Origin of the sequence: Salegentibacter sp., assembly GCF_041642575.1 — a bacterium.
In the GTDB taxonomy this organism is placed as follows: Bacteria; Bacteroidota; Bacteroidia; order Flavobacteriales; family Flavobacteriaceae; genus Salegentibacter.
Window position 1 is genome coordinate 1 of record NZ_JBEPWD010000033.1, and the last position, 25,719, is coordinate 25,719.

General features: G+C 39.5%; 21 protein-coding genes and 1 tRNA gene. 13 read left to right on the plus strand and 9 right to left on the minus strand.

Annotation, left to right across the window (positions count from 1 at the left end; translation table 11 throughout):
* Window positions 1–196 precede the first annotated feature (196 nt).
* Window positions 197–279: transfer RNA gene (locus ACESK1_RS07145), tRNA-Ser, on the minus strand.
* Window positions 280–607: 328 nt separating this feature from the next.
* On the opposite strand from ACESK1_RS07145, the gene ACESK1_RS07150 reads away from it, so the two are divergent.
* The 3 genes from ACESK1_RS07150 to ACESK1_RS07160 all read left to right on the plus strand — a co-directional run bounded on the left by ACESK1_RS07150 (window position 608) and on the right by ACESK1_RS07160 (window position 2,763).
* Window positions 608–1,057, plus strand: coding sequence for a hypothetical protein (locus ACESK1_RS07150; RefSeq protein ID WP_372919374.1), 450 nt, complete (start codon window positions 608–610; stop codon window positions 1,055–1,057).
* 111 nt (window positions 1,058–1,168) lie between these two features.
* Window positions 1,169–1,534, plus strand: coding sequence for a hydroxymyristoyl-ACP dehydratase (locus ACESK1_RS07155; protein WP_372919376.1), 366 nt, complete (start codon window positions 1,169–1,171; stop codon window positions 1,532–1,534).
* A gap of 26 nt (window positions 1,535–1,560) precedes the next feature.
* Window positions 1,561–2,763 carry a DUF2062 domain-containing protein gene (locus ACESK1_RS07160; protein WP_372919378.1) on the plus strand — a complete coding sequence of 401 codons (1,203 nt, stop codon included), beginning with the start codon at window positions 1,561–1,563 and terminating at the stop codon, window positions 2,761–2,763.
* Between the two features lie 12 nt (window positions 2,764–2,775).
* Here ACESK1_RS07160 and ACESK1_RS07165 read toward each other — a convergent pair whose 3' ends face one another.
* From ACESK1_RS07165 to tsaD, 6 genes are read right to left on the minus strand one after another with little or no spacing between them, the layout of a single operon-like run.
* Window positions 2,776–3,957 carry a class I SAM-dependent methyltransferase gene (locus ACESK1_RS07165; protein WP_372919380.1) on the minus strand — a complete coding sequence of 394 codons (1,182 nt, stop codon included), beginning with the start codon at window positions 3,955–3,957 and terminating at the stop codon, window positions 2,776–2,778.
* Window positions 3,958–3,967: 10 nt separating this feature from the next.
* Complete coding sequence (locus ACESK1_RS07170; RefSeq protein WP_372919414.1) at window positions 3,968–5,008, minus strand: AI-2E family transporter; 1,041 nt, start codon at window positions 5,006–5,008, stop codon at window positions 3,968–3,970.
* Window positions 5,009–5,068: 60 nt separating this feature from the next.
* Window positions 5,069–5,590 carry a TrmH family RNA methyltransferase gene (locus tag ACESK1_RS07175; RefSeq protein ID WP_372919382.1) on the minus strand — a complete coding sequence of 174 codons (522 nt, stop codon included), beginning with the start codon at window positions 5,588–5,590 and terminating at the stop codon, window positions 5,069–5,071.
* Window positions 5,587–6,231 carry a DUF4159 domain-containing protein gene (locus tag ACESK1_RS07180; protein WP_372919384.1) on the minus strand — a complete coding sequence of 215 codons (645 nt, stop codon included), beginning with the start codon at window positions 6,229–6,231 and terminating at the stop codon, window positions 5,587–5,589. The genes ACESK1_RS07175 and ACESK1_RS07180 overlap by 4 nt, the downstream gene beginning before the upstream one ends.
* A gap of 50 nt (window positions 6,232–6,281) precedes the next feature.
* Window positions 6,282–6,992, minus strand: coding sequence for a 16S rRNA (uracil(1498)-N(3))-methyltransferase (locus tag ACESK1_RS07185; RefSeq protein ID WP_372919386.1), 711 nt, complete (start codon window positions 6,990–6,992; stop codon window positions 6,282–6,284).
* A gap of 3 nt (window positions 6,993–6,995) precedes the next feature.
* Window positions 6,996–8,018 (minus strand): tRNA (adenosine(37)-N6)-threonylcarbamoyltransferase complex transferase subunit TsaD, encoded by a 1,023-nt coding sequence (gene tsaD, locus ACESK1_RS07190; RefSeq protein ID WP_372919388.1) that lies wholly within the window; start codon window positions 8,016–8,018, stop codon window positions 6,996–6,998.
* A 93-nt stretch (window positions 8,019–8,111) separates the two neighbouring features.
* Here tsaD and ACESK1_RS07195 point away from each other — a divergent pair, with 93 nt between their 5' ends.
* The 3 genes from ACESK1_RS07195 (at window position 8,112) to ACESK1_RS07205 (ending at window position 14,011) form a co-directional block, all read left to right on the plus strand.
* Window positions 8,112–12,518 (plus strand): translocation/assembly module TamB domain-containing protein, encoded by a 4,407-nt coding sequence (locus ACESK1_RS07195; protein WP_372919390.1) that lies wholly within the window; start codon window positions 8,112–8,114, stop codon window positions 12,516–12,518.
* A gap of 136 nt (window positions 12,519–12,654) precedes the next feature.
* Window positions 12,655–13,641: a 6-phosphofructokinase gene (gene pfkA, locus ACESK1_RS07200; protein ID WP_372919392.1), complete on the plus strand. Its 987-nt coding sequence runs from the start codon at window positions 12,655–12,657 to the stop codon at window positions 13,639–13,641.
* Between the two features lies 1 nt (window position 13,642).
* A complete protein-coding gene (locus tag ACESK1_RS07205) occupies window positions 13,643–14,011 on the plus strand; it encodes a methylglyoxal synthase (RefSeq protein WP_372919394.1) in 369 nt (122 codons plus the stop codon).
* A 9-nt stretch (window positions 14,012–14,020) separates the two neighbouring features.
* Here ACESK1_RS07205 and ACESK1_RS07210 read toward each other — a convergent pair whose 3' ends face one another.
* Together ACESK1_RS07210 and ACESK1_RS07215 are read right to left on the minus strand one after the other, a co-directional pair.
* Entirely contained in the window at window positions 14,021–14,407 is a 387-nt protein-coding gene (locus ACESK1_RS07210) for a RidA family protein (RefSeq protein WP_372919396.1), read from the minus strand.
* 11 nt (window positions 14,408–14,418) lie between these two features.
* A complete protein-coding gene (locus tag ACESK1_RS07215; RefSeq protein WP_372919398.1) occupies window positions 14,419–17,040 on the minus strand; it encodes a putative LPS assembly protein LptD in 2,622 nt (873 codons plus the stop codon).
* A gap of 230 nt (window positions 17,041–17,270) precedes the next feature.
* Here ACESK1_RS07215 and ACESK1_RS07220 point away from each other — a divergent pair, with 230 nt between their 5' ends.
* The 7 genes from ACESK1_RS07220 to bshA form a co-directional block, all read left to right on the plus strand.
* Window positions 17,271–18,374, plus strand: coding sequence for an N-acetylmuramoyl-L-alanine amidase (locus ACESK1_RS07220; RefSeq protein ID WP_372919400.1), 1,104 nt, complete (start codon window positions 17,271–17,273; stop codon window positions 18,372–18,374).
* A gap of 55 nt (window positions 18,375–18,429) precedes the next feature.
* A complete protein-coding gene (locus ACESK1_RS07225) occupies window positions 18,430–19,380 on the plus strand; it encodes an MlaD family protein (RefSeq protein WP_372919402.1) in 951 nt (316 codons plus the stop codon).
* Window positions 19,381–19,389: 9 nt separating this feature from the next.
* Window positions 19,390–20,730: a 4Fe-4S dicluster domain-containing protein gene (locus tag ACESK1_RS07230; protein WP_372919404.1), complete on the plus strand. Its 1,341-nt coding sequence runs from the start codon at window positions 19,390–19,392 to the stop codon at window positions 20,728–20,730.
* A gap of 40 nt (window positions 20,731–20,770) precedes the next feature.
* Window positions 20,771–21,562, plus strand: coding sequence for a (Fe-S)-binding protein (locus ACESK1_RS07235; protein ID WP_372919406.1), 792 nt, complete (start codon window positions 20,771–20,773; stop codon window positions 21,560–21,562).
* A gap of 84 nt (window positions 21,563–21,646) precedes the next feature.
* Complete coding sequence (locus ACESK1_RS07240; RefSeq protein WP_372919408.1) at window positions 21,647–22,132, plus strand: ABC transporter ATPase; 486 nt, start codon at window positions 21,647–21,649, stop codon at window positions 22,130–22,132.
* The gene (locus ACESK1_RS07245) at window positions 22,132–25,056 is read left to right on the plus strand and encodes a glycoside hydrolase family 3 N-terminal domain-containing protein (protein ID WP_372919410.1); all 2,925 of its coding nucleotides are present in this window, start codon (window positions 22,132–22,134) and stop codon (window positions 25,054–25,056) included. Before ACESK1_RS07240 ends, ACESK1_RS07245 begins: the two co-directional genes overlap by 1 nt.
* A 40-nt stretch (window positions 25,057–25,096) precedes the next feature.
* A partial coding sequence (gene bshA, locus ACESK1_RS07250; protein WP_372919412.1) for an N-acetyl-alpha-D-glucosaminyl L-malate synthase BshA occupies window positions 25,097–25,719 on the plus strand: 623 nt, incomplete at its 3' end.

The following is a 25,719-nucleotide window of genomic DNA, read 5'->3' on the forward strand; positions in this document are numbered from 1 at the left end:
GCCTTCCCGCCATAGCGGGACGCGATAACCGGGCTACGCTACACCCCGAGTATTTCTTAATCGCACTCGGCGCGATTACTTAATTTTTAGCCTTATCCGTTCCAAAATACACTGAAGCAGTCGGGAAGCGGAGGAAATCTATCCCTGTCTTTTCTGTTGAAAAGGAGAATAGATAAACCACAGACTAAAAATCTTGCGGAGAGACCGGGATTCGAACCCGGGCATCCAAAAAGGATGACAGCTTAGCAGGCTGCTGCATTACCACTCTGCCACCTCTCCAATAATTATGAACGTTGCAAATATTTTGCGGTTGCAAATGTAACTTTTACTTAGGTAGCTTCCAAACTTTTTAGGGCTAAAACATGCAATAAAAAACGAACAATTTTTTAATCACTTTTACATCAGAAATTTAAGCTGAAATTTTTTTTGCTTCGAAAGACTTCAGCATAACATAAACCATTATTATTGCCTGAATTTACTTAGTAGAAGAGGACTTTTCAATGATTGTTTGACCAGGATTGGCTAACCGCTGTGAAAAGTTTATCTTTAAATTTCGATTGTTTTAGTAGTGTTTTGGAAAATTGTATAATTCCGTTAAAAAGTGTCTATGAGTAAAAGTTTGCTAAAGGAACCCATTCTTGAAATTGAGCGAATTCTCGAGTTAATTCCGCAAAAACCACCATTTGTTATGGTAGATCGGCTTCTTGAGTACACAGAAAACACCGGTAAGACCGGTTTTGTTATTCCAATAGATAATATTCTGGTGGAGAATGGTATTTTTTCTGAACCCGGCCTTATTGAACATATGGCGCAAAGTATGTCCCTTTGGCGCGGTTATCAGGGATTTATGTCTGGATTGGACAAACCAAGAACCGGTTTTATTGGTTCGATCAAATCGGTGGAGATCCTGGCATTACCGAAGGCAGGAAGCACTCTAACAACCTACGTGGAAATTCTGCAGGAATTTAAGAATGTTACCTCAGTAGGAGCAAAAACAGAGGATGAGACGGGGAAATTACTGGCGACTTCTGAAATGAAAACCGTAACAGTAGACTAATTGTTTTCTGAAAATCATTCTTTTGTGAAAACTCCAGCCATTAAAAAACCCTCTTCGGCTTTTTAATCTTATTTTTCTGGCTAATTTAGTATCAGTAACCAAAATGAACAGATGCTTTTAAAAGATTTTTACTCGGTAGAACTTTCAGATGAAGAAAATGGGAAATATATAACCCATTTAAAAATAAACAAGGATCACCAGGTTTATCACGGGCATTTTCCAAACCGGCCGGTTACTCCGGGAGTCATTTTAATGCATTTATTTAAAGAGGATGCCGAGCGCCGACTCGGGAATTCTCTTCAATTAAAAAACGCAAATAATATAAAATTTATGGCGGTGGTAGATCCAAGAATCCATAATGAATTGATTCTTGATTATCAATTGGAGGAAAATAACCGGGAGATAAGGCTTAAGGGAATGGCTAAGACCAAAGATGGTATTTCCTTAAAAATCAACGCTATATATAAAATAAATTAGTTACTTTCGCCGAAAAATAAACAGATTTGAGTAGTACACCTATTTACCAGTCCAGATTTGAGAAGCTTAATTGCTGTATCCTTATTCCGACATATAATAATGACAAAACTCTGGCGAGTGTTCTGCAGGATCTACTACTTTATACTTCCAATCTGGTTGTGGTAAACGATGGTTCCACTGATTCAACTAGCAAAATACTTCAGGGTTTTTCTGAAATTAAAATTCATCATTTCAATCAAAATCAGGGTAAAGGTGAAGCCTTAAAGCATGGTTTCAAAATCGCCGGAGAGCTTGGCTATGAATATGCGGTGACTATAGATTCTGATGGGCAACACTATCCCGATGATCTTGATATTTTCCTTAATGAACTGGAAAACAAGAAAAACGGCACTGAGCTTTTACTGGTAGGAGATCGCAATATGACCCAGGATGGTATTCCGGGGAAAAGCACATTGGGGAATAAATTCTCCAATTTCTGGTTTCTGGTGGTTACCGGAATCAATTTAACAGATACGCAAAGCGGCTACCGCTTATATCCCATCAAGACAATTAATGAGATCAGGCTTTATACTAAAAAGTTTGAATTGGAGATCGAGGTTATTGTGAAAGCGGCCTGGCGGAAGGTAAAAGTTAAAAATATTCCTATAAAAGTTTTTTACGAAGAAAAAAACCGGGTAACCCACTTCAGACCCTTTTGGGATATTACCCGGATTTCACTACTCTATACCTGGTTTGTGCTGGTAAGTTTCTTTTATATTCATCCAAGGGACACCTATGATGATTTCAGAAAAAAAGGTTTTAAACGTTTCTGGAAAGAAAACATCATTAAAAGCGAGGAACCGGCATACAAGAAAGCTGCAGCTATTGCGTTAGGGGTTTTTGTGGGTATATCTCCTTTCTGGGGATTCCATACCCTTCTGGTGTTTACCCTCGCAGCCGTTTTCAGACTCAATAAGGTAGTAGCCTTTTTATTTTCGAACATTAGTATTCCACCTTTGATACCTTTAATCGTGTATGCAAGTTATCAGGTGGGGTCGTTTATCACCGGAAGAGGCTTCAGATGGGAATTAAGACCTGAAGATTTTGACTCGGCTACAGATTTGATCCAGAGTTTCTGGCAGTATATAGTTGGAAGTTTTGCCCTGGCAGGCGTAATCGCATTGATCCTTTGGGCGATATTTTATTTCATGTTCTCCATCACCAAGCAGCAAGAGGTGGTTAAGCCATAAAATACTGGTTGATCACGATTCAATCTTACGACAATCAAGAACTATCTTTTTTTCTTCCAGGTTAGTGGTAAAGAATAAATAGCGTTTCCCGCCGTCTCTGATCTTTAAAAGTTTGCGTATGTCTGCAACACTTTCAGGAAAATTCCGAGTGGCGATATTGGCTTTTATGCCTTTGAACTGTTTCTTTAATACTGAAGGTTTAAAATGCTTTGAATCAATAATTTCGAATTTTCTTCCAGGGAACTCTTTTAATTCTTCTGAAGTAAAAAGATGAGAGTTTTTATGCAATTTGTAAGTCCCGGTTTTTTGGGCTAAAGATTCGAAAAGACCGCTTTTCATGATCGCGGCATTGGGCTCATAAATATACTTTTTGGGCAGGCTGAAATTTAGTTCAGGTTTGTTTTTTAGATCTCCATAGAATTCCTCAGGGTGGCTCTTTTTAAAATTGATGGTTTTAATATGAAGAGAACCTGAAAAATCTTTTTCCAATAACCAAAGGAGTTCCTTAACTTCATTATTTACGGCCACTATATGAATTTCTGATACGTGTTTTAATTCTGTCAAACCTGCCGTAATATCGAGAAGAGGGGAAGTCTTAATAAGTATTCTATCGGTTTTTGTGAACAGCAGGTCAAGATTAGCCGGAACATCAGGGAGACAATCTGCAAGTTTAAAAACCTTCCCGCCGTGATCATCCCGCCTGCCAGGGTCGGCATAGATCACATCAAACTTATTATCACTCTCTTCGAGGGTTTGTAAACCATCTCCAGGAACCACCTGTATGTTATCTTTTCCTAATTGCCTGAAATTATGTTTTGCAATTTCCGCGAGTTCCTCATTCAGTTCGCAATAGACTACTTCTGTAAAGCTCTTTCCGAAAAAACAATCATCAATACCAAAACCACCGGTAAGGTCAATTAAGCGTTCCCCGTGTATTAATGAAGCCTTGTATTTTGCCGTGATCTCTGAGGATGTTTGCTCCAGGTTTATCTTAGGAGGATAAAGGATTCCTTTAGTTTTAAACCAAATTGGAAACTTATTTTTGGCCGTTTTTAAGCCTGCTATCTGCACAGCAATTTCAGCAGAAGAAACTTCGGGGAACGGGCTTCCTTTCAGCACAAGTCCCGTAAGGTCGCTTTTCAGGTTTTTCCTGATATATTCCTGTATTTCCGATTTTAATAATGCTTTATTCAAAGCAGGTGAATTAGAGATCGCGGGTAAGTCTTTTTACAATTTTATATTCGCTAAGAGATTCCTTCGCGATAACTTTTAGGGCGGTGTAAACAGGTACGGCCACTACCATTCCGGCAATACCGAAAAGCATACCGGAAATTAAAATGATAAGGAAGATTTCCAATGGGTGCGAACGTACACTTGCACCAAAGATCATGGGCTGGGAGATAAAATTATCTATCACCTGGCAAATTCCGTAACCTAACATTACATAACCAAGCCTTGGTAAAATAACGGTGGAAAAATCGGCGCCCAGAAAACTGGAAATCACAAACAACCCCATTAAGATTCCGGCGAAAATAGGTCCCAGGTAAGGAATAAGATTTAGAAATGCACAAATAAAGGCTATTGCAATAGGGTTATTAATCTCAAAAACGGTGAGTAAAACTGTATACAAAATGAATAAGACGGTTATCTGCAAAAAGAGCCCAACAAAATAACGTGAAAGCAATATTTTAATCGTGTTGAAAACCCGTTGAAACTTCTTTTCTTCTCCGCGGTTGGCAAAAACAAGGATAGAATTCAACATTAACTTGCTGTCTTTAAGAAGGAAGAACGAAATAAAGATCACCGAAAAAATAGCAATTAAAGCTGCGCCTAAAATTCCAAATACATTGTTTAAAAATCTTGGTATACCACCTATATCAAAATCCCGAAAGAATTCACTTTGGCGTAAACCTTCAATAATATTGATTTCCTCTACGCCCAGGTAATTATTAATCTCCTGATTAAGCTCGTTAAGATCGCTTCGGAAAGCTTCAATATCAATTTGGCCCAGATGCTGACTTTGTTCAATAACGATTGGTACGAAAACGAAAACAATTCCCACCAGCATAGAAAGCACGAGCAATAAAACTATAATCACTGAAATTTGATTGGGAATTTTCAGTCGGTGTTTTAAAAATAACACCACCGGACGGCCAATAAGCGAAATTACTCCTGCCACGGCTATATAAATTAGCACCGATTGGATCTGGTATAAAAAGTAAAGCAATAGGATAATTCCAACCATAATCCCGGCTGCACGTAATATTCCTAATGTAATCGCTTTTGAATTCACAGGGTAAATATATTATTTCTTGTTGAAAGCAAGGATTGTTTTTGTTATTTCATAAAGAGCGATCCCAGCCGCTTGTGCAACATTCATACTGCTATTTTGACCATACATACTGATATGCAGCCTTTTATCTGAAATCTCTAGTAATTCGTCATCTATTCCTGAAACTTCATTCCCCAGAATAAGACAAAGTGGGCGTCCCGGCTGATATTCAAAATCTTCTACCGGTAGGCTGTCTGAGGTTATTTCCAGCGCATAAAGCAAATAATTTTGTTCCTTAAGGTTTTTAGCTATCTGAAAATTATCTTCTTGAATTTCGAATAATACCCTTTGGTGAGTGCTTCTTGCCGTTTTCTTTAACCGATTGCTTTGAAGATTGGGCGGAGTTCCGGTAAAAATTATTTTTTCAATATTAAAAGCATCTGCTAATCTGAAGAGGCTACCAATATTTGCTTCGCCCGTAATATTATCCAGTAAAAGGACAATGGGAAATTTTCTTTCCTGAAATTTATTTTGTTCGTGAATGAGCTGCTTCAATTTTCAAAGGAGTATGTGAGGATATTTGCTCCCATTTTCAGGGCCTTTAGCCTAACTTCTTCGGGATCATTATGAACTTCAGGGCTTTCCCAGCCATCGCCAAGATCGCTTTCAACAGTAAAAAGACAAATTAACCGATCTTCCTCAAAGATCCCAAAAACCTGAGGTGGCTTATTGTCGTGTTCATGGATTTTAGGAAGACCTTCCGGAAATTGAAAAACCTGTTGAAAAACCGGATGTGAGGCACTAAGTTCCTGAAATTCCCTGTCCGGAAAGACCTTTTTCATAGCTTCCCGAAGATAGGGCTCCATTCCATAGTTATCATCAATATGAAGAAAGCCGCCGCTTAAAAGATAGTTCCTAAGGTTTTCTGCATCGGTATCACTGAAATAAACATTTCCATGTCCTGTCATGTGAATAAAGGGATATTGAAAGATGTCGGTGCTGCCCGGAGTTACAGTTTCCGGTTTAGAATCAATAGAAGTTTTAGCATTTTCATTGCTGAATTTTATAAGATTGGGTAGGGCAGTAGGGTTGGCATACCAATCGCCCCCGCCATCATATTTTAATAGCGCAATCTTTTGCGGATAGGCCCCGGAGATTCCCAGGAGAATAAAAAAAACTGCAAACCAAATCTTCATAGCAAACTTTGGATATCGGTAAAAATAGGAAATAAATATGAGTGCTGGAGTTAATCCTGGTTTGCAAGAGCAACGGTATGACAGGCAACTATAGCTGCGGTCTCGGTTCTCAATCTACTGTTTCCGAGACTAATCGGTTGCCAGCCATGTTGCAGCGCAAGTTGAATTTCTTCAGTAGAGAAGTCTCCTTCAGGACCGATAAGAATGGTGACTTCTGCAGAAGGCTCTGTTTTTTCTTTCAGTTGAAATCTTTGCATTCCTTTTTCGCAATGCGCGATAAACTTTTGTCCTGAAATATCCTGTTTTAGAAAATCTCTCAAACTTACGGCTTCGTTCAGCTGGGGCAAGGCAGAATGCAACGACTGCTTCATGGCGCTTTGCAAAACTCTTTCGAAACGATTGAGCTTGACGTGTTTTCTTTCGCTGTGATCGCAAATAACAGGAGTGACTTCGTGCATACCGATTTCTGTAGCTTTTTCCAGAAACCATTCGTAGCGATCGTTCATTTTGGTAGGAGCCACGGCAAGGTGAAGGTGCCAGGAAGCGGGCTTTTCCTTTTCTGAAGCGATAATTTCTGCTTTACAGGAATTAGGATTGGCATCGGTTATTTTTACTGAAAAAATAGAGCCACGGCCGTTTGTAACCTTCAGGACATCTCCGACATTTTTTCTTAAGACCTTTACGATATGTTTACTTTCATCCCTCGGGAATTCAACCTGTTTCCGGGTTTCGTCGATCTCGGGATTATAGAAGAGCTGCATGGCTTAAAATTTATAACGTGCCTGGGCGGTGATAGAAAGATCGGCGAAATCTTTTTCCAGGTATTTATAATGTCCGGCAATGGCGATCATCGCTGCATTATCTGTGGTATATTCAAATTTAGGAATATGGCATTTCCATCCATATTTATTTTCAGCTTCCATTAAAGCATTCCTAATGCCACTATTGGCAGAAACTCCGCCACCAATAGCAATACGGTTAATTCCGGTTTCTTTTACGGCCTTTTTTAGTTTATCCATCAAAATCCCCACGATGGAATACTGAATGGATGCGCAAATATCTTCCAGATTCTCCTTGATAAAATCGGGGTTGTTTTTGGTTTCCCTTTGAATAAAATACAGCACCGCAGTTTTGAAACCGCTAAAGCTAAAATTTAGTCCCGGCACTTTGGGTTTTGGGAATTTAAAAGCCTTGGGATTTCCGTTTTTTGCATATTTATCGATAAGCGGTCCACCGGGATAGGGTAAACCCAGGATTTTTGCACTTTTATCAAAAGCTTCCCCCACAGCATCATCGGTGGTTTCACCAATGACCTCCATCTGGAAATAATCGGTTACTTTTACGATCTGGGTGTGACCTCCACTTATAGTTAAAGCAATAAAAGGAAACTCGGGTTTTTCAAAAGCATCTTCTTCAATAAAATGAGCAAGAATGTGGGCCTGCATGTGATTAACATCAATTAAAGGAACACCAAGACCCATTGACAGGGATTTAGCAAAAGAAGTTCCAACAAGCAAAGATCCCATAAGACCGGGACCTCTTGTAAAAGCGATTGCATTTATATCTTTTTTAACGATATTTGCCTGATTTATGGCCTGGTGGATCACCGGAACAATATTTTGCTGATGAGCTCTGGAGGCGAGTTCAGGGACAACCCCGCCATACTGCTTGTGGACCTCTTGTGTGGCCACAACATTAGATAAAATTTTACCATTATGAAGTATGGCCGCAGCCGTATCGTCGCAGGAAGATTCGATCCCTAAAATGTATATATTTTGTGAAGCCATTAAGAAATAAGGGGCATAGAAATTGTTAATATTGTTTACAAAGTTAAAACATAAAAGCGTATCAAAAAATTCTGGAAAATATTAACTAGAACCGTGGTTGCGCTGGTTTTATTTTTTATTCTACTTCTTATTATTTTTTCCATTCCGGCCGTTCAAACTTCGGTTGCCGGGAGGATAACCAAATCCCTTAAGGAAAACAACGATGTGAATGTCTCGGTGGAAAGGGTAAGTTTAGGATATTTTGGTAAAGTTAAGCTCAACGGGATTTTGGTGGAAGACCACCACGCCGATACTCTTATGCATGCCCGGCAGCTCCGAACTTCAATATTAAGTCTCTCTAATATTGTTGCAGGCAATCCCTCTTTAGGCTTTACCCAGTTGGATGGATTTCGGCTGAAAATGAAAAAATATGAAGGTGAAGACAAAGATAACCTCGCGATCTTTCTCGATAAACTAAAAAAAGAACCCACCGGAGACCCGAAGGTTTTCTATATGGATGTAAGTACTGTGGAAATTCTAAATGGCCATTACAGTTTTATCAATGAAAACCTTGATACCCCTGAAATAATCATTCTCGACCAGGTTGCTTTACTTGCCAATAATTTCGAAATAGAGGACAGCAAAATAAGCGCCGAAATCACCAATATTCGAGGTGATGAAAAACGGGGCCTCAACATAAATCACCTAAGTACCGATCTCACCTATTCTCCAACCGGAATGATCCTGGATGACCTGATTTTGCAAACTCCGAATTCCATAATTAAGGCCGATCTGGAGTTGGATTATGTCCTCGACGATTTTTCCGATTTTATCAATAAAGTGCAGATAAGTGGGAGTTTTAATGAAACTGTTGTTTCCAGTAATGACCTAAAGATCTTTCACGATGGTTTTGGGGATGATCAGTTATTGGTCTTTAATACGAAATTCAGGGGTGCACTTAATGATTTTTATCTTGAGGATCTGGATCTAAAAGGAATGGACCGAAGCCGCGTAGATGGGCGGGTGAGTGTGGAAGGTGCTTTCTCAAATGGAGGCGAGAATCTCAGGATTAATGGTGATTTTAATGAGTTCACTTCAAATTATTATGACCTGGTAAATCTTTTGCCAGGTGACCTGCGTGGAAAACTACCAGAGAACCTTAGAGATTTTGGAAATATCCGGGTTGTGGGTGATGCTAATCTCACTACAAATTCCCTGGATGCCGATATTAACCTCACAACACAACTAGGAGATGCCGAAGCCTATTTTAGTCTTAATAATTTCAGCAATGTTCAATTGGCAAAATACAAGGGTAATTTAATCCTGAAGGAATTCAATTTAGGAAGATTGCTAAACAACGAAAACCTGGGTAAAACCAGTTTGGACTTAAATGTAGATGGTACAGGATTTGACCAGGAAAATTTAAGCGCCCGCCTGGAAGGCCAGATTTCCCAACTGGAATTTAATAACTACAACTATTCAAATATTCGGGTAATTGGCGATATGCGCCAGCCGGTATTTAATGGCTTACTTATGGCCAACGATCCCAATTTAAGAATGGAGTTTAATGGACTTGCAGACCTTTCGGAAGAAATAAATGTGTATGATTTTGAGGCAGCGGTAAGTTATGCAAACCTTAATGAGCTCAACTTTGTTGACAGGGATAGTATTTCTGTTTTTAAGGGAGATGTGATCATGAACATGAAAGGAACCACGATTGATAATGCCTTTGGGGAGATCCTCTTACTTAACACCTCGTACCAAAATCAAAATGACCTATATTCTTTTGATGATTTCAGTATAATTTCCAGTTTTGAAGAACAGGTGAGAACAATAGAAATAAACTCCCCTGATGTTATAAGTGGCCAGGTAGAAGGAAATTTTCAAATAGCCGAAATTGTTGATCTGTTTAAAAATTCTCTGGGAAGTATTTATACCAATTACGAGCCTGAAAACATAACCAATAACCAGTTTATGGAATTCGATTTTGATATTTATAATAAAATCGTAGAGGTTTTCTATCCTGAAATTACGCTGGCGCCCAACACCTTCATTCGTGGTAGGGTGGAATCTGATGAGTCAGAATTCAAGATCACTTTTAGATCTCCCCGGATTGATATCTTTGGGAATATGCTTGAAAATGTTAATTTGAGGGTAGATAATACCAATCCTATTTATAACACCTTTTTTGAATCAGACAGCGTTTCTACTGATATTTATAATTTCTCAGAATTCAGTTTCATTAATGTTACTCAACGGGATACACTTTTTATCCGCTCAGAATTCCAGGGAGGTAAGAAAAACGACGATGTATTTAATGTAAACCTGTTCCATACTATAAACGAAGAAAATAATTCGGTTGTGGGAATCCAGCGATCAGATATCCGTTTCAGAGAAAATATGTGGTATATCAATGAAGATCGAGACAAGAACAATAAGATAATTTTTGACAATAATTTTCAAAATATTACCATAGATTCTCTGGTAATGAGCCATCAGAATGAAGAAATAAGACTTAGCGGGGTGCTTCGGGATTCAACTTATAAAAATTTCAGTATGGAATTTGACGAGGTGGATATCGGGAAGATCACTCCGCAAATTGATAGTCTGGATCTGGCAGGAGTACTTAACGGGAAACTCGATTTGTTACAGGAAGATGGTGCTTATTATCCAAATACTTCCCTTAGAATTGATTCTTTAGACGTAAACGATAACATGTTGGGAGATTTTACCGTTGATGTTGAGGGTAATGAAGATCTCACAAATTATAGAATAAATGCGAGCTTAATAAAAGAAGAGTTTGAATCGCTTACTGCAGTAGGTAATATTGATGTTAACGGAACAGAACCCAGAATAGATCTGGATGTTGATCTGAGGCGTTTCAATATGGCGGCATTTAGTCCCCTGGGAGGAGAGGTTTTGAGCAATATTAGGGGTTTTGCCTCTGGTAGTGCAGGGGTTACCGGGAATTATAAGAATCCCGATTTTTCCGGACAATTAGTCCTGGAAGATGCAGGCCTGCGAGTACCATACCTCAATATTGATCTGGATTTTAGAGATGATGCCACGGTAAACCTTAATGAACAGCAATTCATCTTTGATAAGATTGAAATAATTGATACTAAATACCGAACCAGGGGAATCCTTGATGGCTATATCAGGCATAAAAATTTCAGGGAGTGGATGCTAAATCTGGATATCACTACAGATAGGCTTTTAGTGCTTGACACAGAGGCTAGTGACGACGCGTTGTATTACGGAACTGCCTTTATAAGTGGAGATGCCAGTATTTCGGGACCTACAGACAATTTGTTGATCGAGGTAAATGCCACAACGGAAAGAGGAACTGTTTTTAAGATACCACTAAACGAAACCGTATCGGCTGGAGATAATTCCTATATCTATTTTCTTAGTCCGGAAGAAAAGGCGGCCCGATTGGCCGGCGAACAAATTGTCACCAAAGAGGTGAAAGGTATTGAGATGGTATTTGATCTGGATATAAATAATGATGCTGAAGTTGAAGTGGTAGTAGATCAAACCAGCGGAAGCACCCTTCGCGGCCGAGGTGCAGGAAACCTTTTACTTGAAATCAACACAACTGGAAAATTCAATATGTGGGGAGATTTTGTGGCCTATGAAGGAGTCTACAATTTTAAATATGCCGGTTTGGTACAAAAGGTCTTCAATGTAGAATCTGGCGGAAGTATAAACTGGGACGGTAATCCAGCACGCGCGCAATTAGATGTCCGCGCCATATATGAATTAAATGCCAATCCTGCTGTTCTCCTGGAAAACCCAAGTATAAATAGAAAAATACCGGTGGAAGTGATCATAGATCTTCAGGGAGAGATAATTCAACCGGATATTACTTTTGAAATTGATTTTCCTAATGCCAGTTCGGTGGTTCGTTCTGAACTTGAATACAGGATGGATGACAGGGCAAGTCGGGAATTGCAAGCGCTTTTTCTGGTTACCCAGGGCTCTTTTTATAGTGAATTTGGCTTAAGGCAAAACGCCATTACAGGAACTTTAGCAGAAAGAGCTTCCAGTATCGTTAACGATATTTTTGCCGATGAGGACGGAAAATTCCAGGTAGGTGTGAATTATGTTCAGGGAGATCGCACTCCAGAACAGCAAACTGTAGACAGGTTTGGTTTAACACTTTCCACTCAAATAAGTGACCGTGTGATTATAAACGGCCAGGTTGGGGTTCCCATTGGCGGAGTAACCGAATCTATAATTGTTGGTGATCTACAGATCGATTTTCTTCTGAATGAGGATGGTTCGCTTAGAGCTAAAGTTTTCAATAGAGAAAATAACATCCAGTTTATCGGGGAAGAGATTGGATTTACTCAAGGGATTGGACTTTCTTATTCTGTTGATTTCGATACTTTCAAAGAACTTATTCAGAAGATACTGAATAACGAGAATAATAAAACTGAAGAAGAGGAAGAGCAGGAGAATTCTGCGAAATCACTGGCTCCCGATTATATTCAATTTCCTGAGCAAGGATCCAATTAAAACTTCTGACATTCAACGGAATAATAAAATACCTTTCAACCAGGTATGATTAGGTTCACAATTAATCGAAATTTAATTTGCCTGAATGTGGCTATTTAGGCCTTTGTTCGTAGATTTATATTTAAAAATAAAATTCATGTCACCAAGAATAAAAAGAATAGGAGTAATGACCTCCGGAGGGGATTCCCCCGGGATGAATGCTGCTATCAGGGCTGTTACACGAGCCTGTGCATATTATCATGTGGAATGTTTCGGTTTTAAAAGAGGGTTCCAGGGAATGATAGAAAATGATTACCTGGAGCTAAATGCCCGAAGTGTTCGGAACATCATTCAGCTAGGAGGAACCATTTTACAGTCTGCCCGTTCCAAAGATTTTTTAACTGAGGAAGGTCGAACAAAAGCTGCTACAAATCTTAAAAAGCTTGGCATAGACGCAATGGTTCTTATAGGTGGTGACGGAACCTTTAGAGGGGGACAAGCACTTACCAGAGAACATGGCATCCCTGTAATTGGGGTTCCAGGTACGATTGATAACGATATTTTTGGAACCCAGTATACCATTGGTTATGATACCGCTTTAAATACGGTGGTTGAGGCGATTGATAAGATCAGGGATACAGCCAGTTCCCATAACCGCTTATTCTTTGTAGAGGTAATGGGGCGCGATGCAGGTTTTATTGCTCTTAACAGCGGTATAGGCGCCGGAGCAGAAGAGATTTTGATACCAGAAGAAAATTTAGGCTTAGACAGATTACTAATTTCACTCGAAAGAAGCAGGCGGTCAGGAAAATCTTCCAGTATAGTTGTTGTCTCGGAAGGAGACAAGATTGGGAAAAATGTTTTTGAACTTGCCGATTATGTGAAGGAAAATCTTCCGTATTACGACGCTAAAGTGACCGTGCTGGGACATATCCAACGGGGAGGAAGCCCGACTTGTTTTGATAGGGTTTTGGCCAGCAGAATGTGCGTGAAAGCAGTAGAATTACTTTTGGATGGCCAGCATAATATTATGGTAGGAACGATGAACAACAAAATTGAAGCCTGCGATCTTGATCATGCCCTAAAAGACAAGCCCACAATCAATAAAGAACTTCTCAGAATATCTGATATACTTTCTACCTAACATGAAAAAAACTATTGCAATAATTGCCCATAACGGAAAGAAAGCTGAAATGGTGCAGTTTTTAAATGAAAACCGGGAAATCTTGCAATCTAAGGCAATCCACCTTATCGCCACAGGAACTACCGGAGCGAAAACCGAAACAGCGGGTTTTGAAGTAGAGAAATTACTTTCCGGCCCAATAGGCGGGGATGCACAAATAGCTGCTAAGGTCGCAGAAGGACAAATACAAATGGTAATTTTCTTCCGGGATCCTATGGATAAACATCCCCATGAACCCGATATTTTTATGTTGATGAGGATCTGTGATGTTCACAATATCCCGCTTGCTACAAATCCGGCTACCGCTAAACTGCTGATCCAGGGAATATAGATCGAAAATTCACCCGGCTTTTACTGCAATCGCGCTAATTTCAACATTCACAAATTTAGGTAGGTTTGCAACTTCCACAGTTTCCCTGGCAGGTGCTGTTTCCGCATCAAAGTATTTTCCGTATACCTCATTAATTTGAGCGAAATTATTCATGTCGCTTATAAAAATTGAGGTTTTGATCACGTTTTCAAAACTCAATTCGGCTTCGGTAAGAATAGCTTTTAGGTTTTCCATCACAAGGGTGGTTTCCCTCTTTAAATCTGAGGTTTCCAGTTCACCGGTTTCCGGATTTATGGCGATCTGGCCTGATATAAAAAGCATATTCCCGCTCATTACAGCCTGATTATAGGGTCCTATTGGGGCCGGAGCATTTTTTGTTTTTATGATTTTCTTCATGATCTAAAATTTTAAAGTTGGCGGTCTGGTTCGCGTCTTTTATCGTATTTAATGTCACTTAAGATAGAAGATTTAATTCCTATAAAAAAGTACCAGGAACTCCGCTCACTAAATGGTACCCAGTTAAAACTCATCCTCCAGCTATCAAGATCCCTCTGAAAACGCAATTGGGTATAAGTGAAACCCTGTTCCTTGAGATCGTATCCCGAAGAACCACCCACAATCCATTTAGGTGAAATTTCCAGGTCTCCCGAAAACATTATAGAATGCGAGGTGATCTCATTTTGCCTTGCGGAATTATTATAGGTCATAGTATAAGAAACCCGGAGATCCCAGGGAATTTTGTAATTATACCAGCGGTCATCGCGATCTTCACGGTCTTCATCATCAAAATCATCTTCCTCATAAAACCTACCGTCCATATCTGTGCCTTTTCCGAAGAGATCATCACGGCGCCCGCCATTTCTGTAGGTATCGTTTTCCAACTCATCATCCTCCTCCGCATCACCTTCAAAATCCTTGTTTGAGAAAGAATACCCAAAACTCACATTGGCATTTGTAAAGCGAAAGAGACTACCTCCATTTTCAATATTGAGCTTATTTATTCTTCGGTTGTTGTTGTCTAAGGCATATATATCTATATTACCCGCTACGTTAATATCTAATTTGTTACGAATAATCGGAATACCTCCGCGAATAGCAATCGGGGATAATTGTAAGGAGTCTCCCGCCAGGTTATAGGAGGTGCTTAGGCTGAAGTTATTCAACAAAGTGATTTTTTCAGGTTCGGTAGCGGTGCTGTCTTTAGAGCGGACTTTAGCTTCCAGTGTATTACTAAGACTTAGGCCAATTGAACTTGAAAAGCGATTTCCCGGGGCCCCATATAGCGTACCCTGAAACCTGGAATAATCAACCATGTTGGTTTCCATTGGATTTGCAGGATTAATGCGCTCATAGGAATCATAATATTGATCGAAGGCAGGATTTATATTATAACTAATATTAGGGCGCATGACATGGCGTATGGCTTGTATTTTTTTATCTTTTCCGAAGTTTTTTAATCCATAAATTGTAGTACCAATACTACTGCTGAAATTGTAGGTTCGGTACGAGTCAAATTTATTAATAGTGTCTATTACTTCTTCGTTAGCGGCTTCATCCCATGAGCGCTCAAAGGTTTTAAAGACCCAGTTCTCGTTATAGTTTGCATTTACACTCGCACTAAAGAACTTAAATAATTTAAAGTTGGTAGAAACTGGAACTGTATGCTGTGCCCCATAATTCATCCCCTCAAACATTTCCGGTTGGAAAAAAAGCGAATCGGTAGTCTGGATTTGATTTTCTCCCCTGAAATTATATTGCAGGTTAATATTCTCAATAAACCCCTTTTTAGCACCCGTCTTTGGTGCAAAAGGATAGATACGGGACATACTAAGTTGAGCGGTAGGCAAACTCATGTTAATACTTTGGGTGTTGGTATTTTGCGAATGTCTGGCGGCCACACTTAAATTAACCTGGGGCTCTCCTTCAAAAGTCTTGCTGTAGGATACCGATGAACTTAAAGTATTATTCAGGAAATTACCCGTATTTGATTGATTTACAGACTCCCGGTAATAAGTGCTACTCCCCAGGTTAACCGAAGCGGAAAATCTTGACGTGGGATTTGCTTTTGCATCTTGATTGTGCCTCCACTGGATGTTATACTGTGTACTTTCAGAATAATCGGGAAAACCCCGCTCGCTTTCCAAAAGGTTCTCATACCTTAATCTGAAATTTCCCCGGTATTTATATCGTTTAGCATAATTGGATTCGGTGCTCAATTCATAACTACCATTAGTATAATAAGCTCCAAGCACCATTAGATCAACATAATCGCTAATGGCAAAATAATAACCGCCGTTTTGCAAAAAATAACCTCTCTGGCTATCTCCAAAACTAGGAGGAATAAAACCGGAAGTTTGTTCATCTGTCATAGGGAAGTACCCAAAAGGCAACCCCAGCGGGGTGGGAACATCGGCGATGTACATATTCACAAGACCGGAAACTATCTTTTTATCCGGGACAAATTTGATGCGACGGGCATAGAAATAATAATCTGGGTTTTCTACATCTTCAGAAGTGGTAAAACGAACATTCTGCATAAAATAAACCGAATCGTTTTCACGCTTAGTGACTTCCCCCAGTACATTAAAGGAAGCCTGCTGAGTACGGGAATTATATACCAGCGCTCTTTCAGTATCAAAATTAAAACGAATAGAGTCGGGTTCTACGGTTTGTTCAGCCTGAGTGAATACCGGGGTTTGTGAATAGGCTCCGGTGGAATCGGGAATTCCGTAGGCGTAAACCTCATTCTTATTGTTATCTATTACAATTAATCCAGCTTCCATGACTATATCTTCATAAGTCACACGAGCTTCATTATAAAGATACATCCGGTTTTCCTTCTGGCTAATTCGCACATAGTCTTTAGCCGTATAGTTAACAACATCGGTAATAATCTGATTTCCTTTGGGTTTTAAGGTATCCTGAACTATAGAATCTCCAACAATAGTATCAAGGCTTTTAATACTTTCAGCGAGGAGAAGGGAATCTCCAACCGAAATCAGGGTATCACGTTGAGCTTCAATTTTCAAGCTGTCCTGTTTCCCGATTTCCTGAGCAGAAATTAACCCGGAAACAAGAAAAAAAATAGAGCAAAAAAGTATATTGAGTATAGTTGTTTGCAATGCTTTAAGTGCTATTTTTGTACAGAATGGCTCGCTTTTTGCGAATTCAAAATTACATATATTTTTTCAGCTTGGATTTGAGATTTAAGGAAAAATAGTAATTAAAATATTCACCCCAAACTTTGCGTTACGTATTTATGAGAACGAACCTACTTAAACTTTTCGTATTAATTTTTCTTTTACCCGCATCTTACCTCTTTGCATTTGAAGCGGAAAAACCACCACGAGATCGTTTTATTGTAGTTCTGGATGCAGGCCATGGTGGAAAAGATCCCGGAAACAGAGGTAATGGGTTCAGGGAAAAAGAGATCGCCTTGAATATTGTTCTTAAAGTAGGGGAAGCCCTTGAGAAACGGGGAGATATTGAGGTTATATACACCCGTAAAAGCGATGTTTTTGTCGAACTTAACAAAAGAGCCAGGATAGCCAATGAAGCAAATGCCGATCTTTTTGTTTCAGTTCATCTTAATGCGCATAATTCACAGGCTTACGGAACCGAAACTTTTGTACTGGGATTGCATAAGTCGCAGGAAAATTTCGAAGTTGCCAAAAAAGAAAACTCGGTTATTTTCTTAGAGGAAGATTACGAGATTACATACGGCGGATTCGATCCTAATTCACCTGAAAGCTATATAGGAATGGCGCTAATGCAGGAGGAATATTTAAACCAGAGCATTCTCCTTGCCGATTTTATTCAGAAGAATTTCACTAATAAGCTTAAAAGGAAGAACAGAGGCGTTAAACAAGCCGGTTTTTTGGTATTAAAAAATGCGGTAATGCCAAGCGTTTTAATAGAAACCGGTTTCCTGACTAATAATAATGAAGGTCCTTATTTAAATAGTTCTAAGGGTCAGGAAAATCTATCTAAGGCTATCGTAGATGCAATAGTTAATTATGCTGAAAGCATTAATTTAAGCAACCTGGAAAGTATTTCGGAGCGGGGGTTTGGGATTACTGAAACTTCAGATCATTATTCCGGTATTTCTTTTAAAGTGCAACTGGCTGCCGGCAGCGCAAAACTTGAAACCAAACCTTATAACTTCAAGGGCTTAAGGGATATTACCCGTGAAAAAGAAGATAAATTATATAAATATTATTACGGCGATACCTCCAGCTATTTGGAAATTCAAAAATTACATAGAGAGGCTAAAAAGAAAGGATATCCTTCCAGTTATATCGTTGCATTTAAAGAAGGAAGAAAGATCACGGTTAACGAGGCGTTAAAATCTGAGGTTAATTAAAGCTATCTTTCTATTTTTATTTCTAAATTTGTGCATATCCAAAAAAAATTAGCTCTTGAAATTTACACGTGAGGTAAAAACTGCCCTTTTAGCTATTACAGCTATCATTCTTTTGATATTTGGTTACAGTTTTCTGAAAGGAAAGAATCTCCTGGATTCGAGTAGAACCTTTTATGCTATTTATGATGATGTGGAAGGATTGTCTCCTTCATCACCTGTAACTATTAATGGTCTTAAGGTTGGGCAAATCACCAATATAGATTTTGTAGACCAGTCTGGATTGATCCGGGTAACCTTTACGGTAGAAAATGATTTTGAATTTTCTAAATCCAGTATTGCCGAGGTTTATGGTGGTAGCATTATTGGCGGGAAATCCCTGGCTATCATCCCCGATTATAACGATCCAGAGATGGCAGAATCCGGTGATATTCTAAAAAGTGATGTTGAGGAGGGAATCATGGAACTGGTAAATGATAAACTTGCCCCGCTTCAGGAAAAGGTGGAAAATTCGATTGTTAGTGCAGATTCCTTACTTACGGCATTAAATGAGATTTTGAACGACAGCACTCGAAACAATATAAGAAACACCTTTCAGGATTTGGGAGAAACTGCCCGTTCCTTTAAAGGAACAGCTTTTGAACTTGAAGGCCTGGTATCATCTAATTCACCAAAGCTAGATAGAACCTTTACTAACCTGGACGAAATGTCCACGAATTTCAATAAATTTTCTGATACCCTATCTACAATGAATATAGGTAAGATTACCAACGATATTGAAAGTGTGGTCGCCGATTTTGAACAAATATCCACTAACCTGAACAATGGCCAGGGAACTGCGGGGAAATTGCTTAATGACGATAAGGTATATGACAATCTTGACAGGGCAACAAAAGAGCTGGAACAACTATTACAAGATATAAAACTGAATCCTAAGCGATATGTTCATTTCTCTGTTTTTGGAAAAAAACCAGGACCGTATGAGCAGCCGCAGGATACGTTAAACTAACCACCTGTCATGCAAATTATTTCTCAAATTTTATTCCTCCTGGTCCTGGTGGCCGGAATTTGGTTTTTTACACGGAATGTAAAACGCCTTATCAGAAATATTAAATTAGGAAAAGAAATAGACCGTACCGACCGTTCAGGAGAACGCTGGACAAAAATGTCCAGAATAGCCCTGGGACAGAGTAAGATGGTAAGAAGGCCTATTGCCGGTATTCTCCATATTATAGTTTATGTTGGTTTTATTATCATTAATATTGAGGTTCTGGAAATCATTATTGATGGTCTTTTTGGCACTCACCGCGTGTTATCTTTTATGGGCGGTTTTTACAGTTTCCTCATCGGATCTTTTGAAATTCTGGCATTTTTAGTTCTTATTGGTGTTATAATTTTCTGGACACGAAGAAACATCAGCAATATATACAGGTTCCTGAGCAGGGATTTAAAAGGCTGGCCAAAAAATGACGCCAACTATATTCTTTATTTTGAAATGGTGCTGATGCTCCTTTTTTTGGTGATGAATGCTACAGATCACCAACTTCAGTTGAATGGAGCCGATCATTATTCACAGGAAGCTGGGATTGTTGGATCATTTCCGGTGAGCCAATTTTTGCTTCCAATTTTCGATGGCATGAGCAATGCTTCGCTTATCATTATTGAAAGAGCTGCATGGTGGCTCCATATCGTAGGTATTCTAATCTTTCTGAATTATCTCTATTATTCCAAGCATTTACATATTCTTTTGGCTTTCCCTAATGTTTATTACTCCAAACTTCAGCCAAAGGGTGAAATGGATAACCTTGAAGCCGTAACCAATGAGGTGAAATTAATGATGGATCCCGATGCAGATCCTTTTGCCGCTCCTGCGGAAGAAGATGCAGATGCTGAGCCGGAAAAATTCGGGGCCTCCGATGTGATGGATCTTAACAGGGTGCAATTACTCAATGCTTATACCTGTACCGAATGTGGGAGGTGTACAGATGAGTGCCCTGCCAATCTAACAGGGAAGAAATTATCTCCGAGGAAAATTATGATGGATACCCGCGACCGGGTAGAGGAGATTGGAGAAATTATCAACAAAAACGGAAAATTTGAAGACGACGGTAAGCAATTGCTGGACGATTATATTCTTCGGGAAGAACTTTGGGCCTGTACAACTTGCAATGCTTGTGTGGAAGCCTGTCCTGTTGGAATAGATCCACTATCTATAATACTTGATATGCGTCGGTACCTTGTAATGGAAGAAAGTGCCGCTCCTAATGAATTGGGTATATCCATGACAAATATTGAAAATAATGGCGCGCCATGGCCCTACAATCAACAGGATCGACTTAACTGGGCTAACGAGAATTAAGACTAATCAAGAAGAAATTTCAGAATAAAATTATACAATTATGGCAGAAGCACTAAAGGTACCTACAATGGCCGAATACATGGCGGAAGGGAAGAAACCCGAAGTTCTTTTTTGGGTGGGATGCGCCGGAAGTTTTGATGATCGTGCGAAGAAAATAACCAAAGCTTTTGTAAAATTACTGCATAAATCCGGAGTAGATTTTGCCGTTTTGGGTACTGAAGAAAGCTGTACCGGGGATCCGGCGAAACGTGCCGGAAATGAGTTCCTATTCCAGATGCAGGCGGCAACCAATATAGAAGTGCTGAACGGTTACGAAATAAAAAAAATAGTAACTGCCTGCCCTCACTGCTTTAACACTATCAAAAATGAATATCCTGTCTTGGGTGGGAGCTACGAAGTATTGCATCATACCCAGTTTCTGAAATCACTTCTCGAAGAAGGAAGGTTAAAAGTTGAAGGCGGTAAATTTAAAGGCAAACGCATCACCTTCCATGATCCCTGTTATTTAGGACGCGGAAATGGAGAGTATGAAGCTCCCCGCGATTTACTTCGTAAACTTGAAGTAGAACTCATTGAAATGAGAAAATGTAAGCGTGAAGGCTTATGCTGTGGCGCAGGTGGCGGACAAATGTTCAAAGAGCCTGAACCCGGCAATAAAGAAGTAAATGTAGAACGAACCGAGCAGGCTTTAGAAGTGAAGCCGGAAGTTATCGCTGCAGGTTGCCCGTTTTGTAATACTATGATGACCGATGGGGTGAAAAGCAAAAATCAGGAAGCCGAAATTGCAGTTATGGACGTTGCTGAGCTTATTGCTACCGCCGAAGATTTATAGAGGATTTAACATTAAAAACTGGTACTATATTTGAATTCCAACAAGGAAATCAATTAGTTTTGTGATCACCTAAATCTACAGCAAATGTTAGTACCTTTTGAAAATCTACCAGACAGCGCCCGTGTGTGGGTTTACCAGGCTAACCGGTCTTTTACTCAGGATGAATTAGAAGAAATTAAAGCCAGGTTAGACAAGTTTTTAACCCAATGGACAGCCCACGGAGCTCAGCTAAACGCAGGCTACGATATAAAATACAAACGTTTTATTACTATTGGCCTTGACCAGCAGGTGAATCTTGCTTCGGGTTGTTCAATTGATACCCAGGTTAATTTTATCCAACAACTGGAAAAAGATTATAATGTTGATCTCCTGGATAAGATGAACGTCTCTTATAAACAGGGAGAATTTGTGGCCCATAAAACCCTGATAGATTTCAGGAAAATGGCCAAAAACAAGGCGGTATCTCCAAATACTATTGTTTTCAACAATCTCGTAAATAATAAAGCTGAATATCTTAATAACTGGGAAGTTCCTGCTTCCGAAAGCTGGCACAGCAGATTTTTAAAATAATGATTTCCAAAGGGCAGATTCGTTTTCTATTTCTCTTCCTTGTTTTTGTTAGCTTTAATTCTTTTGGTCAAAATGCACATCCTCTATTGGCCGATGATGCCGAAGCACAACGAAAATGGGTAGATAGCGTGTACGCGCAAATGAGCCTTGAGGAAAAAATCGGTCAGCTATTTATGGTTGATGTTTTCTCTAGTGCTTCAGAAAGAGAATTGAACAGGACCCGAAAGCTTATTAAAGAACACAAACTTGGTGGTCTCATTTTCTCCAAGGGAGGCCCAAAAAGACAGATCAGTCTTCAAAACGAATTTCAGGAATTATCAGATTTTCCTCTACTAATAGGAATGGATGCTGAATGGGGTTTATCTATGCGTCTTGACTCTACTTTTGCCTTGCCGTGGAATATGACCCTGGGAGCCATTCAAGACAATAATCTAATCGAATCGGCCGGAGCAGCTATTGGCAGGCATAGCAAAAGAATGGGAGTTCATATAAATTTTGCTCCCGTTGTAGACATCAATACCAATCCTAACAATCCCATCATCGGAAATAGAAGCTTTGGAGAAGAAAAGGAGAATGTGGCCAAAAAATCGGTCGCCTTCATGAAAGGAATGCACAAAGAAGGCGTGCTTTCCAGCGCAAAACACTTTCCGGGACATGGGGATACCGATTCAGATTCGCATAAAACACTTCCAACAATAAATTTTTCAGAAGAGAGGATCAGGGAGGTAGAACTTTATCCATATTATGAATTAATCCGGGAAGGTCTCTCCAGTGTGATGGTGGCCCATTTAAATGTTCCTGAACTGGAATCGCGTCCAAACATGCCGTCTTCTCTAAGCAAAAATATTATTTCTGATCTGCTCAAAGACCAATTGGGTTTCAACGGACTTATTTTCACCGATGCGCTTAATATGAAAGGCGCCTCTGATTATCAGGCTCCAGGGGAAATTGATCTTGCCGCTTTTCTGGCCGGAAATGATATTTTACTCATGCCCAGGGACGTACCAAAAGCAGTAGAAACTCTAACCGATGCTTATGTAAAGGGAATTATCTCTGAGCCCAGGATGGCTCATTCGGTAAAAAAGATCCTTTTAGCTAAGTATAAGGTTGGTTTAAATGATTATACACCGGTAAAGCCCGGTTATATCTACGAAGAGTTAAAAACCGTGAGAGACAGTGCGCTTTTTGAATCCCTGGTAGAAAGTTCCCTCACTCTTCTTAAAAATAACAAAGCTGTTGTTCCGGTAAAGAATCTTGAGAAAAAGAAAATAGCCTATGTGAATTTTGGAGATGCTGATGGCAGTGAATTCTTGAATCAGATGCGAAAATATGCAAAGGTAGACTGGGTTAGTGCAACCACTCTTTCTTCTTTGCTACAAAAACTAGAGAAATACAATTATGTGGTTATTGGTTTTCATAAACCTGATGTTAATCCCTGGGCAGGATATAAATTTACACCCAGGGAAATAGAATGGATCCATGAAATTGCAAGGAAAAATACTACCGTCCTCGGGCTGTTTACCCGGCCGTATGCATTAACTCCATTACCTACACAAAACCTGGAGGGAATATTAATCGGGTATCAAAACAATAAAATTGCTCAGCAAAAACTGGCTCAGGTAATTTTTGGAGGTATTGAAGCCAGGGGTGTGCTGCCGGTGAGTCTGGGTAATGAGTTTCCTGTGGGAACAGGATTTCAAACAAGGGGGCTTAACAGAATGTCCTACGGGAAACCTGAAAGTGTAGGGCTTAATTCCTATAAACTTCAGAAAATAGATAGTATTATTAATGATGCTATCGAAAAGAAAATGACTCCCGGAGCTCAAATCTTAATTGCCAGAAAAGGAAAAGTTGTTTATCAGAAAAATTTTGGCCACCATACCTATGAAGAAAATATTCCTGTTAGCGATACTTCGGTTTATGACCTGGCTTCGTTAACCAAGATCCTGGCAACACTTCCACTAATAATGGAACAGGAAGAAGAGGGAATAGTGAATTTTAATACCCGCCTGGATGAATTACTCCCCGTTTTTGAGGGTTCAAACAAGGGGCATTTCAAACTTCAGGATATGCTTATGCATTATGCGGGGTTAAAAGCCTGGTTGCCATTTTACGTACCAACAATAGACAAGGTGACTCGAAAGCCTTCAACAATGTATTATTCGAAAATTCCCTCAGCAGATTTCAATACTACTGTAGCCGAGGAAATGTATATACGGAATGATATGCAGGATACGATTCTGAACATTATTAAAGAAAGCAAACTGGAGCCACGGCAACAGTACAAATACAGTGATCTTCCGTTTTATCTCCTGAAGTATTACCTAGAGACTTATTACGGAACAACTTTGCATAGTATTACTCAAGAGCATTTATATAAACCTTTGGGTGCGAATTATACAAGTTATTTACCATTGACGAGGTTTCCAAGAGATCAAATAGTTCCAACCGAAGATGATAAACTATGGCGTGACCAGATTGTGCATGGCTATGTCCATGACCAGGGTGCCGCAATGCAAGGGGGAATTGGGGGTCATGCCGGTCTATTTAGCACAGCAAACGATGTTGCTAAAATGATGCATATTTACCTTTATAATGGAGTATATGGCAACGAAAAGTTCTTTAAAGAAGAAACCGTGGGGAAATTTAACACCTGCTATTATTGTGAAGAAAATGTAAGGCGTGGAGTAGGATTCGACAAACCTCAATTAAAAGCATCGGGGCCAACCTGTGATTGTGTTTCAATGTCCAGTTTTGGGCATTCGGGTTTTACAGGCACCTTTGCCTGGGCAGATCCCGAAGAAGAAATAGTATATGTATTCTTGTCGAATAGGACATTTCCCGATTCGAATAACAGGAAATTAATTAGAGAGAATGTTCGGTCTAAAATTCAGCAAGTGATCTATGATGCCATTGACTTTTGATACATTTATAAAGGAAAAACTTATATTTAAATAAAAATTCATGAAAATAGGCATTGTATGTTACCCAACTTTTGGTGGGAGTGGAGTGGTAGCCACAGAGTTGGGCCTGGCACTTTCCAGACGAGGGCACGAAGTTCATTTTATTACTTATAGCCAGCCTGTACGGCTGGATCAATTATCCAGTAATGTACGCTTTCATGAAGTTCATGTCCCCGACTATCCTCTTTTTCACTATCAGCCTTACGAACTTGCCTTAAGTAGTAAGCTGGTGAATATGGTTAAGCTTCACGGAATTGAGCTTTTACATGTTCATTATGCTATTCCGCATGCGTATGCAGGGTATATGGCCAAAAAAATGCTTGCTGAAGAAGGAATTGATCTTCCAATGGTAACAACCCTTCATGGTACTGATATCACTCTGGTGGGCAACCACCCATTCTATAAACCGGCTGTAACTTTTAGTATTAATAACAGTGATGTGGTTACTTCTGTTTCCGAGAGCCTAAGGACCGATACTTTGAATTTATTCGACATACGCAAAGAAATTGATGTAATCCCCAATTTTATTGATGTTTCCAAATGTGATCGAATGACTTTTACAGACTGCCAACGAGGCCTGATGGCAGCAGATGATGAAAAAATAATTACCCACATTAGTAATTT